The organism is Caproiciproducens sp. NJN-50 (assembly GCF_004103755.1).
Lineage (GTDB): Bacteria > Bacillota > Clostridia > Oscillospirales > Acutalibacteraceae > Caproicibacter.
In genome coordinates this window covers 3,014,199-3,026,551 of record NZ_CP035283.1, presented here as the reverse complement: position 1 = coordinate 3,026,551, position 12,353 = coordinate 3,014,199, and the positions used below count along the sequence as shown (strand labels likewise).

18 protein-coding genes are annotated in these 12,353 nt (G+C 57.5%); all 18 read left to right on the top strand.

The window, feature by feature from the left end; all coding sequences use genetic code 11:
• Window positions 1-231 carry a DUF4314 domain-containing protein gene (locus EQM14_RS14805; protein ID WP_128743942.1) on the top strand — a complete coding sequence of 77 codons (231 nt, stop codon included), beginning with the start codon at window positions 1-3 and terminating at the stop codon, window positions 229-231.
• Window positions 224-400, top strand: a complete 177-nt coding sequence (locus EQM14_RS14800; RefSeq protein WP_128743941.1) for a DUF5049 domain-containing protein — start codon at window positions 224-226, stop codon at window positions 398-400. Before EQM14_RS14805 ends, EQM14_RS14800 begins: the two co-directional genes overlap by 8 nt.
• Window positions 401-527: 127 nt before the next feature.
• A complete protein-coding gene (locus EQM14_RS16465; RefSeq protein ID WP_164919107.1) occupies window positions 528-692 on the top strand; it encodes a hypothetical protein in 165 nt (54 codons plus the stop codon).
• A gap of 13 nt (window positions 693-705) precedes the next feature.
• Complete coding sequence (locus tag EQM14_RS14795) at window positions 706-939, top strand: DUF7678 domain-containing protein (RefSeq protein WP_128743940.1); 234 nt, start codon at window positions 706-708, stop codon at window positions 937-939.
• Between the two features lie 120 nt (window positions 940-1,059).
• On the top strand, window positions 1,060-1,815 hold the full coding sequence (locus tag EQM14_RS14790) for a MerR family transcriptional regulator (protein ID WP_128743939.1): 756 nt from the start codon (window positions 1,060-1,062) through the stop codon (window positions 1,813-1,815).
• Window positions 1,816-1,905: 90 nt separating this feature from the next.
• A complete protein-coding gene (locus EQM14_RS14785; RefSeq protein WP_128743938.1) occupies window positions 1,906-3,516 on the top strand; it encodes a terminase large subunit in 1,611 nt (536 codons plus the stop codon).
• Complete coding sequence (locus EQM14_RS14780; protein ID WP_128743937.1) at window positions 3,513-4,772, top strand: phage portal protein; 1,260 nt, start codon at window positions 3,513-3,515, stop codon at window positions 4,770-4,772. Before EQM14_RS14785 ends, EQM14_RS14780 begins: the two co-directional genes overlap by 4 nt.
• Complete coding sequence (locus EQM14_RS14775) at window positions 4,769-5,494, top strand: head maturation protease, ClpP-related (protein ID WP_128743936.1); 726 nt, start codon at window positions 4,769-4,771, stop codon at window positions 5,492-5,494. Before EQM14_RS14780 ends, EQM14_RS14775 begins: the two co-directional genes overlap by 4 nt.
• Window positions 5,495-5,514: 20 nt before the next feature.
• Window positions 5,515-6,702 carry a phage major capsid protein gene (locus EQM14_RS14770; RefSeq protein ID WP_128743935.1) on the top strand — a complete coding sequence of 396 codons (1,188 nt, stop codon included), beginning with the start codon at window positions 5,515-5,517 and terminating at the stop codon, window positions 6,700-6,702.
• A 69-nt stretch (window positions 6,703-6,771) separates the two neighbouring features.
• Window positions 6,772-7,089 carry a head-tail connector protein gene (locus EQM14_RS14765; RefSeq protein ID WP_128743934.1) on the top strand — a complete coding sequence of 106 codons (318 nt, stop codon included), beginning with the start codon at window positions 6,772-6,774 and terminating at the stop codon, window positions 7,087-7,089.
• Between the two features lie 2 nt (window positions 7,090-7,091).
• Complete coding sequence (locus EQM14_RS14760) at window positions 7,092-7,427, top strand: head-tail adaptor protein (RefSeq protein ID WP_128743933.1); 336 nt, start codon at window positions 7,092-7,094, stop codon at window positions 7,425-7,427.
• 1 nt (window position 7,428) lies between these two features.
• The gene (locus tag EQM14_RS14755) at window positions 7,429-7,863 is read left to right on the top strand and encodes an HK97-gp10 family putative phage morphogenesis protein (RefSeq protein ID WP_128743932.1); all 435 of its coding nucleotides are present in this window, start codon (window positions 7,429-7,431) and stop codon (window positions 7,861-7,863) included.
• A complete protein-coding gene (locus tag EQM14_RS14750; RefSeq protein WP_128743931.1) occupies window positions 7,860-8,198 on the top strand; it encodes a hypothetical protein in 339 nt (112 codons plus the stop codon). The genes EQM14_RS14755 and EQM14_RS14750 overlap by 4 nt, the downstream gene beginning before the upstream one ends.
• A gap of 3 nt (window positions 8,199-8,201) precedes the next feature.
• Window positions 8,202-8,801 (top strand): major tail protein, encoded by a 600-nt coding sequence (locus EQM14_RS14745; RefSeq protein ID WP_128743930.1) that lies wholly within the window; start codon window positions 8,202-8,204, stop codon window positions 8,799-8,801.
• Between the two features lie 13 nt (window positions 8,802-8,814).
• A complete protein-coding gene (locus tag EQM14_RS14740; protein ID WP_128743929.1) occupies window positions 8,815-9,204 on the top strand; it encodes a hypothetical protein in 390 nt (129 codons plus the stop codon).
• Window positions 9,201-9,392, top strand: a complete 192-nt coding sequence (locus EQM14_RS14735) for a hypothetical protein (RefSeq protein ID WP_128743928.1) — start codon at window positions 9,201-9,203, stop codon at window positions 9,390-9,392. The genes EQM14_RS14740 and EQM14_RS14735 overlap by 4 nt, the downstream gene beginning before the upstream one ends.
• Before the next feature lie 71 nt (window positions 9,393-9,463).
• On the top strand, window positions 9,464-9,832 hold the full coding sequence (locus EQM14_RS14730; RefSeq protein WP_128743927.1) for a hypothetical protein: 369 nt from the start codon (window positions 9,464-9,466) through the stop codon (window positions 9,830-9,832).
• A gap of 92 nt (window positions 9,833-9,924) precedes the next feature.
• Window positions 9,925-12,351 (top strand): phage tail protein, encoded by a 2,427-nt coding sequence (locus EQM14_RS14725; protein ID WP_128743926.1) that lies wholly within the window; start codon window positions 9,925-9,927, stop codon window positions 12,349-12,351.
• The last annotated feature ends 2 nt before the right edge of the window (window positions 12,352-12,353 follow it).

Here is a 12,353-nt window from a genome sequence, read left to right as displayed (position 1 = left end):
GTGAATTTTCCAAGCAGAGAAACGGTGGAGCGGCTCCGCCGGCAGTACCCGGAGGGCACCCGTGTGGAACTGGTACGGATGAATGACCCGCAGGCCCCGCCCATAGGAACCCGCGGCACGGTGCGTGGCGTGGACGACGCCGGCAGCATCATGGTCGCGTGGGACAACGGGAGCGGCCTTTCGGTCGCCTACGGCGCGGATATTTGCAGGGTGGTGAGCGGGCATGACTGAAAAAGTGAAGGAACAGATTCTGACCGTGCGCGACACCGGGCGGACGAATATGTTTGATACGAACGCCGTCAAAGGCATCGCGCTGGAAATGGGCTTTTATGAACTGGCGGATTTCCTCGAAACCGAGCGCAAAGCCTATTCCCGGTTCATCCTCACGGGCGAGGGTTAATCACACAATCTCCAAGCGAGAACTTTGTGTAATATATATCCTCAAAATGACTTGCTGTTCCGGGCGTTCAGAGTGATATATGTACATGCCGAAAGGCACACAACACTTTTTCAGGGAGGAACCCACGATGGATTACAGGCAGATAATCAAGGAACAGCTTGGCGAGGGCTGCCGCTTTATCAAGGCATACAACGCCTTTGAAAGCGGCGAACTGCGCATTATCGCGGCGGACGAAACCGGGCGGGAGCACCGCTACATTCTGGTCGGCGGGAAGCTGACCGAGAAACCGTAAGGAGGAAACCGCCATGTGGAGCGAAGGCATTCTCACCGGCCCGAAAACGGGCGTTCCGTACAAATACTGGGTCAAGCACTACGAGGAAGGCTCCGAATTCGGTATTGACGGCGGCCGCATTTCCAAGCTGACCATCCGCAGGCTGAACGACCACCGAGACCTTTGCAACTACGACCGCGGCTGGGACGTAAAGCCCGCCGGCGAGGTCAGAGCGGTTTACGCCATGATTCTCGAAAAGTACAATTAACCGCGACAGCAATCGGGAGCGCCCCGCGAGGGGCTGGCTCTCGTTCCATATATTTTCAAAAAGGTGTTGACATTGACGTTGCGTCATGGTTTACACTGATACTCACAGGAGGAAACGTCAATGGAATACACCATCAACCAGCTTGCAAAACTGGCGGGCGTCAGCACCCGGACGCTTCGCTATTATGACCAGTGCGGCCTGCTCCCGCCCAAAACCGTGCGCTCCAACGGGTACCGGATTTACGGAGAAACGGAAGTAAACCGGCTCCAGCAGATTTTATTCTACCGGGAACTGGGCGTGGAACTGTCGGAAATCGGGCGCATTTTGGCGGAGAAGGACTTTGACGGACTGTCCGCTCTGCAGAATCATCTCACCGCTCTGCGGGAAAAACGCGCGCGGCTGGACCGACTGATCGGCAATGTACAGACAAGCATTTCGGCAATGAAGGGAGAAGCGGAAATGACAGATGAGGAAAAATTCGAGGGCTTCAAGGAAAAGCTGATTTCGGACAACGAGCAAGAATACGGAGGGGAAATCCGGGAAAAGTACGGGGACGAAGCCGTTGGCCGTTCGAACGCCAAGCTCAAGAATATGACGAAAGAGCAGTACGACGAGCTGGAAGCCCTGACGCAAGAACTGAACAACACCCTGAAGGCAGCCTTCGAGCAGGGCGACCCCGGCGGCGAACTGGCGCAAAAAGCCTGCGCGCTCCACAAGAGGTGGCTTTGCTTTTACTGGGATCATTACAGCAAAGAAGCGCACAGGGGCGTTGCGCAGATGTATGTGGACGACCCGCGATTTACCGCGTATTATGACGCCATCGTGCCCGGATGCGCCGTGTTCTTAAAGGACGCGGTACAGATTTTCTGCGCGTAGCATCAACGAAATCATTCAGGCAAAAGGTGACGGACAAAAACAGTCCGCCGCCTTTTTTGCGCGCATTTTTATAAAAAGGAGGTTCCGCCGATGGGCGCTTTTCAATATACACCGACCCCGCTGATGCTGCCGACCAGCCATTATGACACCCGGCGGGCCGACTTCGCGGTGAATTTTATTCAGATGCTCAGGCACACCACCGGCGAATGGTACGGCAGGCCGTTTTGCCTGATGCCGTGGCAGGAGCAGATTGTCCGGGATCTTTTTGGGATTGTGGACGCGGACGGGTACCGGCAGTTCCGCACCGCTTATGTGGAGGTGGGCAAGAAAAACGGCAAGTCGGAGCTGGCCGCCGCCGTAGCCCTTTATCTGCTGTTCGCCGACGGCGAAGCGGGCGCGGAGGTCTACTCCTGCGCCGCCGACATCAATCAGGCGTCCATCGTGTTCAACACCGCCCGCGCCATGGTGGAGCAGTGCCCCGACCTGCGGGCGCTTTCCAAGCTGGTTCCTTCCACCAAGCGGATCATCTTTCCCTACACCAACAGCTTCTACCGGGTGCTCTCCTCCGAAACCAAATCCAAGCAGGGCTTCAACGTGTCGGGGCTGATTTTCGACGAACTGTTCGCCCAGCAGACCCGGGAACTGTTCGACACCATGACCAAGTACACCGGCGACGCCCGTCGCCAGCCGCTGTATTTTCTTATCACCACCGCCGGTCGGGATAAGACTTCCATCTGCTATGAAATCCACTGCAAAGCAAAAGCTGTGATGGACGGCACTAAAATCGACCCGTCGTTTTATCCCGCCGTGTTCGGCATTGAGGAAGGCGACGACTGGAAGGACGAGGCTGTTTGGCGGCGGGTGAACCCCTCCATCGGCGTGACGATTCCTTTTGAAACCGTCAGGGCCGCGTATGAGCAGGCAAAACAGAACCCCGCCGAGGAGATGCACTTTCGGCAGTTCCGCCTGAACGAATGGTGCAACGCCGACATCCGCTGGATGCCGATGGACAAATGGGATGCTTTGGGTGAGGACATCGACTGGGAGGAATACGAAGGCCGGGACTGCTGCTGCGGATTGGATTTGTCCTCCACCGGCGACCTGACCGCTCTGGTTCTTGTTTTTCCTCCGGGCGGCGGGGATATGAAATATACCGTCCTGCCGTTTTTCTGGCTACCGGAGGACGTGATCGATCTGCGGACGCGCCGCGACCACGTTCCCTACGCCGTGTGGAAAAAGCAGGGTGTGTTCAACACCACCGAGGGAAACGTGGTGGACTACGACTACATCGTGGCGTTCATCGGAAAACTGGCGGAAAAGTACCGCATCCGCGAAATCGCCTACGACAGGTGGGGCGCGGAGAAAGTACGCCGCGACCTTGAGGAATTGGGCGAGGAAAAGGGCTTCACGGTTTTCCCTTTCGGGCAGGGCTTCGGCTCCATGTCACCGGCCAGCAAGGACTTCTATCAGTTCGTGATGGAGGGCAGAGTCCGCCACGGCCGGCACCCCGTCCTCGACTGGAATATGGCAAACGTCATCATCGATCAGGACGCAGCGGGCAACATCAAGCCCAACAAGAAAAAGTCCACCGAGAAAATCGACGGCGTGGTGGCGATGATCATGGGCTTTGCCCGGGCGGCGGTCGGCGGCGCAGGCTTCACCGACAGCGTCTACAACGAAAGGGGGCTGTTGTTTATATGAGCATTTTTTCGGGACTTTTTCACTCAAGGGATAAGCCCGGCAACCGCTCCGGCGGGACGCTGGGCTTTCTCTTTGGAAATACCACAAGCGGCAAGCCTGTCAACGAGCGCACGGCGATGCAGACCTCAGCGGTCTACGCCTGCGTGCGGATTCTCTCGGAATCCATCGCGGGACTGCCGCTCCATGTTTATCGGTATACCCGCGACGGCGGCAAGGAGCGCACCGCCGCCCACCCTCTGTACCGAATCCTGCACGACGAGCCGAATCCGGAAATGACCTCGTTCGTGTTCCGGGAAACGCTGATGGCGCACCTGCTTTTGTGGGGCAACGCCTACGCCCAGATCATCCGCAACGGCAACGGGCAGGTGATTGCCCTCTATCCGCTGCTCCCAAACAAGATGGACGTGAGCCGAAACCGCGCCGGGGAGCTGATTTACACCTACTACCGCGACTGGGAGGAAAGCGGCGGCCGGCCCAAGCAAGGCGGTGCAACACTGCGCCGCGACGAGGTGCTGCACATTCCGGGGCTGGGCTTCGACGGACTGATCGGGTACAGTCCCATCGCCATGGCGAAAAATTCCATCGGACTTTCCCTCGCTACCGAGGACTACGGCGCCAGGTTTTTTGCCAACGGCGCCAACCCCGGCGGCGTACTGGAGCATCCCGGCGTCATCAAACCGGAGCAGGCCGAGCGCCTGCGGGAAAGCTGGCAGTCCCAGTTCGGCGGCGCAAACGCCCACCGCATCGCGGTTCTGGAGGAAGGGCTCAAGTTTCACCAGATGAGTATTCCGCCCGAAGAAGCGCAGTTTCTGGAAACCCGAAAATTCCAGATCAACGAGATCGCGCGGATTTTCCGCGTGCCGCCCCACATGGTGGGCGACCTGGAAAAGTCCAGCTTCTCCAACATCGAACAGCAGAGTCTGGAGTTTGTCAAATACACGCTCGACCCGTGGGTGGTGCGCTGGGAGCAGTCGCTTCGGCAGGCGCTTTTGCTGCCGAGCGAGAAATCGGTGTTCTCCATCCGCTTCAACCTCGACGGGCTTTTGCGCGGCGACTACCAGAGCCGCATGCAGGGCTACAGCGTGGGCATTCAAAACGGCTTTTATTCCGTCAACGACGTGCGCGCACTCGAAGATCTCAATCTGCTGTCAGACAGCGAGGGCGGCAACCTCCATGTTCTCAACGGCAATATGGTCAAGCTGGCCGACGTGGGCGCAGCGTACAACTCAAAAGAAAGCGAGGAAAACACATCGTGAAAAGCAAAAAGTTTTGGAGCTGGGCGCGGGATGCTGACGAAAACGACGGCCGCATCCTGTACCTCGACGGGACGATTGCGGAAGAGTCGTGGTTTGACGACGACATCACCCCGCGGCTGTTCAAGTCGGAGCTCTTGGCGGGCGACGGTGACGTGACCATTTGGCTCAACTCGCCCGGCGGCGACTGCGTGGCGGCGTCGCAAATCTACTCAATGCTGATGGATTACAAAGGAAACGTCACGGTCAAAATCGACGGCATCGCCGCCAGTGCGGCCTCTGTGATCGCCATGGCGGGGACAAAGGTGCTGATGGCGCCCACCGCTCTGATGATGATTCACAACCCGTTCACCGTCGCCATCGGCGATACCGAAGAGATGAAAAAGGCGGTTGAAATGCTGAACGAGGTCAAGGAAAGCATCATCAACGCCTATGAAATCAAAACCGGTCAGGCGCGGGTGAAAATTTCCCACTGGATGGATGCGGAAACGTGGATGAACGCGAACAAATCGATCGAACTGAGCTTTGCCGACGGTATTCTTGAGGATGCCAAACGCCGGCAGGCTGAGGAGATACCGCTGAACTTCGCTTTTTCAAGGCGGGCCGTGACCAACTCTCTGCTCGACAAGGTGCGGCCCAAGACAAAACCCGAACCCCAGTCCGAAGTGCCCGACGGCGTACCGGCGGAGCTGCTGCAAAAGCGGCTTTCCCTCATTCTTCACTAATTTTAATGGAGGTAAAAGACATGAACACAATTCTTGAACTGCGCGAAAAGCGCAGTAAAATCTGGAACACCGCCAAGGAGTTCCTCGACCAGAAGCGCGGCGCGGACGGCATTGTTCCTCCCGAAGCCGCAGCCGAGTACGACAAGATGGAGACCGATATGGTGGCGCTCGGCAAGGAAATCGAGCGGCTGGAACGTCAGCAGGCGTATGACCTCGAGCTGAGCCGCCCGACAAGCCTTCCCATCACAAACGCGCCGACCAAACCGGAGGCGCCGAAAACGGGCCGCGCCAGCAACGAGTACAAGGAGGATTTCAGCCGCCATCTGCACGGCAAAGCCCTTCTGCACAACGTCATGACCGAGGGCGTGGACGCCGACGGCGGCTATCTGGTGCCGACGGAATTTGAGCATCAGATTGTGTCGGGGCTGGACGAGGCGAACATCATCCGCTCCCTCGCCAAAGTCATCACGACGTCGAGCGAGCGTAAAATTCCGCTGGCGGCTTCCCATTCCGTGGCGACGTGGACCGCGGAAAACGGCGCGTACACCGAATCCAACCCCACCTTCGGGCAGACTCAGATTGACGCCTTTAAGCTGACCGACCTTGTGAAGGTCTCCACGGAGCTTCTGCAGGACAACATGTTCGATCTGGAGAGCTACATCGCGCAGGAGTTTGCCAGAGCGTTCGGCATCGCCGAGGAGCAGGCGTTCTGCGTCGGCACCGGCACGGGTCAGCCCACGGGGATTTTCACGGCGAACGGCGGGCAGGTGGGCGTGACGGCAAATTCCGCCACGGCCATCACGGTGGACAACGTCCTCGACCTCGTCTACTCGCTGAAAAGCCCCTACCGCCGCAATGCCGTGTTCCTGATGAACGACGCGACGGTGTCGCTGCTGCGCAAGCTGAAGGATTCCAACGGCGCGTATCTCTGGCAGCCTTCCGTGCAGGCAGGCCAGCCGGACAGACTGATCGGCTACCCGATTTACACCTCGCCCTATGTGCCCGCCGTGGCAGCGGACGCGTTTGTGATCGCCTTCGGCGACTACAAAAACTACTGGATTGCCGACCGTCAGGGCCGCACGGTGCAGCGGCTCAACGAGCTCTACTCCACCAACGGACAGGTCGGCTTCATCGCCACCGAGCGCGTGGACGGCAAGGTCATTCTGGCCGAGGGCATCAAGCTGCTCAAAATGGCGGCGGGTTCGTAAGATGCGCTTTCACGTTCGCGTGGAAGCACAAAATATGCAGTTCGTAACGACGAAAGGAGGCGCGGCGGCATGACGCCTGCGGATTTACTGGCCCCGGTTAAGGAAAACCTGATCCTCACGCACGATCAGGATGACGATTTGCTTCTGCGGCTGATTGCCGCCGCCATTTCTTATGCCGAAAGCTACCAGCACGTTTCGGCGGGATATTATGGCGAAAACGCCATGTCTCCCACCACCGAGCAGGCCGTGATTATGCTCGTTTCCAACTGGTACGAGTCCCGTGACGGTTCCACAGGCGGTTTTTTTGCCGATTCCGTGCAGGCGGGTCGGCAGGTCTGGGAAACGGTCAATTTGCTGCTGCGCCTTGACCGGGATTGGAAGGTGTAAACATGTCTTTCGGAAAAATGAACAGCTTCATCGACATTATCTCCAACGCGCCGGTCAAGGACGCGGACGGCTTTGTCACGCAGGGCGACACGGTCCTTGCCTCGGTGCGCGCCTACAAGGAGGACCGCAATGGCTCGGAGCGCTGGGCGAATATGGCGGTCTTTTCCGAAGCGTCCGTGCTGTTTCGTTTCCGCAAAATCCCCGGCGTCGAGGTCAGCGCGGCACACTTCATTCTCTGCGAGGAGAAACGGTACCGCATCACCAGCGCGGAGGACGTGCGCGGGCGCGGAATGTATGTAGAGTGCCTGTGCGAGCTGGTGGAAGGGAGCGCGAATTGACGTGGGAAAAGCAGAAATCAAGATGCCGGAGGACTTTCTCCTGAAGGTTTCCCGGCTGAATGAAAAGACAGACGAAATCCTGCCCCGTGTGCTGGAGGCCGGCGGACAGGTCGTGCTGGAACGGGTAAAATCCAACCTCTCCGCCGTCGTCGGGAAAGGCACGAAAAACCTAAGCCGCTCCACCGGCGAATTGGAAAGCGCGCTGGGGCCTTCGCCAGCCAAACCCAAGCGGGACGGCTCCGGCTGGGACATCAAGGTCGGCTTTGCCGAGCCGCGCTCGGGCGGCGGCAGTAACGCGAAAATCGCCAATATCCTCGAATACGGCAAACACGGACAGCCGCCCAAGCCCTTTCTCAAACCGGCGAAAACCCAGAGCCGCAAGGCCTGTATCGAAACGATGAAATCAAAGCTGGACGAGGAGGTGCGGCGGATATGAGCGTGCTTTCGGAACTGAATACGCTTCTCACGCCCATTCTCCCGGTGGAGACAGGCGCTTTTTCCGGTGTTCCGCCCGACGAATATCTGGTGCTGACGCCGCTGACTGATGATTTCGCCCTGTTCGGCGACAACGCGCCGCTGATGGATGTGTCGGAGGTGCGGATTTCCCTCTTTTCCAAGGGCAATTACCTGCAGCGCAAACGGCAGATTACGCAGGCGCTTTTGAATGCCGGCTTCACCGTCACCGGACGCACCTATGTCGGGCACGAGGACGATACCGGCTACCACCACTACGCCATTGATGTGGCGCAGTCTTATGAAACGGAGGAATAAATTATGGCTACCATTGGAATGGATAAGCTCTATTACGCAAAAATCACCGAAGCCGAGGACGGCGAGGAAACCTACGGCACCCCAGAAATACTCGCGAAGGCCATCTCGGCGGAACTGTCCGTGGAGCTTGCCGAAGCGACGCTGTACGCGGACGACGGCGCGTCGGAGGTGGTCAAGGACTTCAAGTCCGGCAAGCTGACGCTGGGCGTGGACGATATCGGCATCACGGCCGCGCAGGACCTAACCGGCGCGGCGGCGGACGACAACGGCGTGCTCATTTCCGCCGGCGAAAACATCGCCCCGCCGACGGCGATCGGCTTCCGCGCTCTGAGGGCAAACGGCAAGTACCGGTACTTCTGGCTCTACCGCGTTATTTTCGGTATCCCTGCGACTAACCTGCAGACAAAGGGCGACTCCATCACCTTTTCCACGCCCAGCATCGAGGGCACGGTCATGCGTCGCAACAAACCGGACACCAAGGGAACGCATCCGTGGAAGGCGGAGGTTTCCGAGGGCGCTTCCGGCGTGACGGCTGAAACCATCTCCGGCTGGTTCGGTCAGGTATACGAACCCACCTACACCGAAGCGCCGGCCGGCGAATAAGGAGGGGTGACGCATGGAAAACGAACGAAGTGCTGTTATTAGCATCGGCGGGAAAAATTATGAACTGATTCTCACCACCCGCGCCACCAAGGAAATCGCGCGCCGCTACGGTGGGCTGGAGAACCTTGGAGAAAAGCTGATGAAGTCCGAAAACTTTGAGATGGCGCTGGATGAGATTATCTGGCTGATTACCCTGCTGGCGAATCAGTCCATCCTCATTCACAACCTCAAAAACAAGGACGCACCGCAGGATCTGCTGACTGAGGAGGACGTGGAGCTGTTGACCTCACCGCTGGATCTGGCGGCGTACAAGAACGCCGTCACCGAGGCGATGTTCAAGGGAACGACGCGGAATGTGGAAAGTGAAAGCGAAGACGGCGCAAAAAACGCGCAGGGCGCGTGACCACAGAAGAAGTGTTCACGCGCCTTTACTATTACGGGACGGTGCAGATGGGCATAGGCACGGAGGAATTCTGGCTGATGCCCATTGGTCTGTTTCTGGATTTATGGGCGTGCCACAAGCAGTTTCTCGGCATGGAAAAGCCGAAACAGACCTTTTCCATTGACGACATCATCCCGCCGGGAATTTGATCTACGATGTTAATTATGGTATAATCAATTTCCCTTAAATAGAAGTAGATAGGTAGAAACGGGAGGGTTGTATGGAACATTATTCTCAAGAAGAACTGAATGCGGCTGTAAAACTTATATCTTCCACTATCAGCAAATGTGAAAAAATGCAATTGAAATTTGCGGAAGGCACATCAAAGCATTCTCTCTTAAAGAACAGAATTAAGGCTCTGTATATTTCGAAAACTTTGATAGAGAATGACGGTAGTCTTGGAATGTATTCTAAACAAGATTTAGAAAATGCCTTACCTCCTGTGCTTTCAATTATAAGTAAAACTGAAAAAGCTCAAACTAAGTACGATGAAGGAACTGCTCAATACAAGCGTTTTAAGCCTATCATAAGGGCAATGTATATTTCTAATGCTTTTATTGAGAGCGAACTATTGAAACGAACAGAATAATTGTAATAGCAAAAATTCAATAACAATATTCACTCAGGAGCAACCTTCGGGCTGCTCCTTTTTCATGCCCATTTTGAGGAGGTGAGCGGCAAATGGCGGATAATTTCGGCCTGAAAATCGGCGTGGAGGGCGAAAAGGAATTCAAAAAAGCGCTCTCGGACATCAACCAAAGCTTCAAAGTGCTCGGCTCTGAAATGCAGCTTGTCACCAGCCAGTTTGACAAGCAGGACAGATCCGTGCAGGCGGCCGCCGCCCGCAACGAAGTCCTCAATAAGCAGATCGACGCCCAGAAGGCGAAAATCGAAACCCTGCGCGCCGCTCTGAAAAATGCCTCCGATTCCTTCGGCGAAAACGACCGCCGTACTCAGAACTGGCAGATTCAATTAAACAAAGCGCAGGCGGAGCTGAACGGCATGAAGCGCGAGCTTTCGCAGTCAACCGAGGGCGCGGACAATTTAGGGGACGAACTGAAGGAAAGCGGCGACGAGGCGGAAAAGTCCGGTTCCAAGTTTGAAAAGCTGGGCGGCGTTTTAAAGGGCGTCGGCGTGGCAATGGGCGCGGTCGTGGTCGCCGCCGGCGCCGCCGCCGTCAAGCTCGGCAAGGAAGTCGTCGCCGCCTACGCCGATTACGAGCAGCTGGTGGGCGGCGTGGACACGCTGTTCAAGGATTCCAGCGCGGCTGTCCAGAGCTATGCCGCCAACGCCTTCCAAACCGCCGGTATGTCCGCCAATGAGTACATGGAGACGGTCACCAGCTTTTCGGCCAGCCTCATCCAGTCCCTCGGCGGCGACACCGCCAAGGCGGCAAAGGCGGCGGACACGGCGATTACCGATATGGCGGACAACGCCAACAAAATGGGCACAAGCATTTCTTCGATTCAGGACGCCTATCAGGGATTTGCCAAGCAGAACTACACGATGCTCGACAACCTGAAGCTCGGCTACGGCGGCACAAAAACCGAGATGGAGCGGCTCCTTTCCGACGCCGAAAAGCTGTCCGGGCAGAAATACGACATCAGCAATTTAAACGATGTATACGCGGCCATCCACGTCATCCAGACGGAAATGGGCATTACGGGCACCACCGCCAAGGAAGCGACCGAAACCATCAGCGGCTCCATCGCCGGGATGCAGTCGGCCATCGGCAACCTGACGGCGGGGCTGGGCGACGCGGACGCGGATATTCAGCTGCTGATCGGCAACGTGGTGGAAGCCTTTCAGAATGTGGTCAAAAACATCACGCCGGTCATTGAAAACATCGTCGCCGCTCTGCCGGCCGCTTTGGACGGGATTCTGCAGGCGGTCGGGGAACTGCTCCCCACACTGCTGTCCACCGTGGTCAGCCTGTTTACACAGGTGCTTGACACGCTTCTGACGCTTCTGCCCCAGCTTATCCCGGCGGCGGTGGACGCGGTCATGACCATCGTATCCGCGCTCATCGACAGCCTGCCGCTTCTCATCGACGCGGCGGTGCAGCTGGTGACGGCTTTGGTTCAAGGTATCGGAAATGCGCTCCCCAAACTAATCCCGGCTGCTGTTAGCGCAATTATGACGATTGTTCAAGGTTTGGTAGAAAACCTGCCGATGCTGCTCGAAGCGGCGCTGCAGCTCATTCTCGGTCTGACGCAGGGACTGCTCGACGCCATCCCGCAGCTGGTGGCGGCATTGCCCGCCATTATTACCGCGCTGGTGAATTTCCTCATTGGCTCGATTCCGCAGATCGTCGAAGCCGGCATTCAGCTTCTGACCTCGCTGGTGGCCGCTTTGCCGCAGATCATCGAAGCGGTGACGGCGGCAATTCCCCAGATTGTGGACGGCCTTGTAAACGCGCTGATCATTTCCATTCCCCTCATTGTGGAAGCGGGCGTGAAACTGCTCATCGCGCTGATCCAGAATCTGCCGCTCATCATCACGACCGTTGTGTCCGCTATCCCGCAGATTGTCGCCGCGCTGTCAAACGCCTTCGCCGGCAACACCGGGAAAATCATCACGGCCGGCGTCAGGCTGCTGGTGTCGCTGATTGCCAATCTGCCCTCCATCATTGTGGCAATCGTCAGGGCGGTGCCGCAGATCGTGGCGGGCCTCGTCCGGGCGTTCACCGGGTACATCGGGCAGATGGCGCAGGTGGGCGGAAACCTCATCAAGGGCTTGTGGCAGGGTATTTCGGACGCCGGCGCGTGGCTGTGGAACAAAATCAGCGGCTTCTTCGGCGGCATCGTGGACCGCATCAAGGACTTTTTCGGCATCCATTCGCCTTCTGCGCTGTTCGCCGGTCTTGGCCGGAATATGGGCGAAGGCATCGGCGTGGGCTTCGCGGACGCCATGGCTTCCGTCTCCCGGGAGATGCAGAATGCCATTCCCACCAGCTTTTCCGTAAACGCCGGCGCGTCCGGGCGGAGCATTTCTACGGGAACAAGCATCACCCAGAACATCTCGGTGGTTACTCCCAAGGCGCTGTCCGAAAAGGAGCTTGCCCGGGAATTTAAGAACCTCTCGCGCAAGCTGGCGCTGGAGTTTTAGGG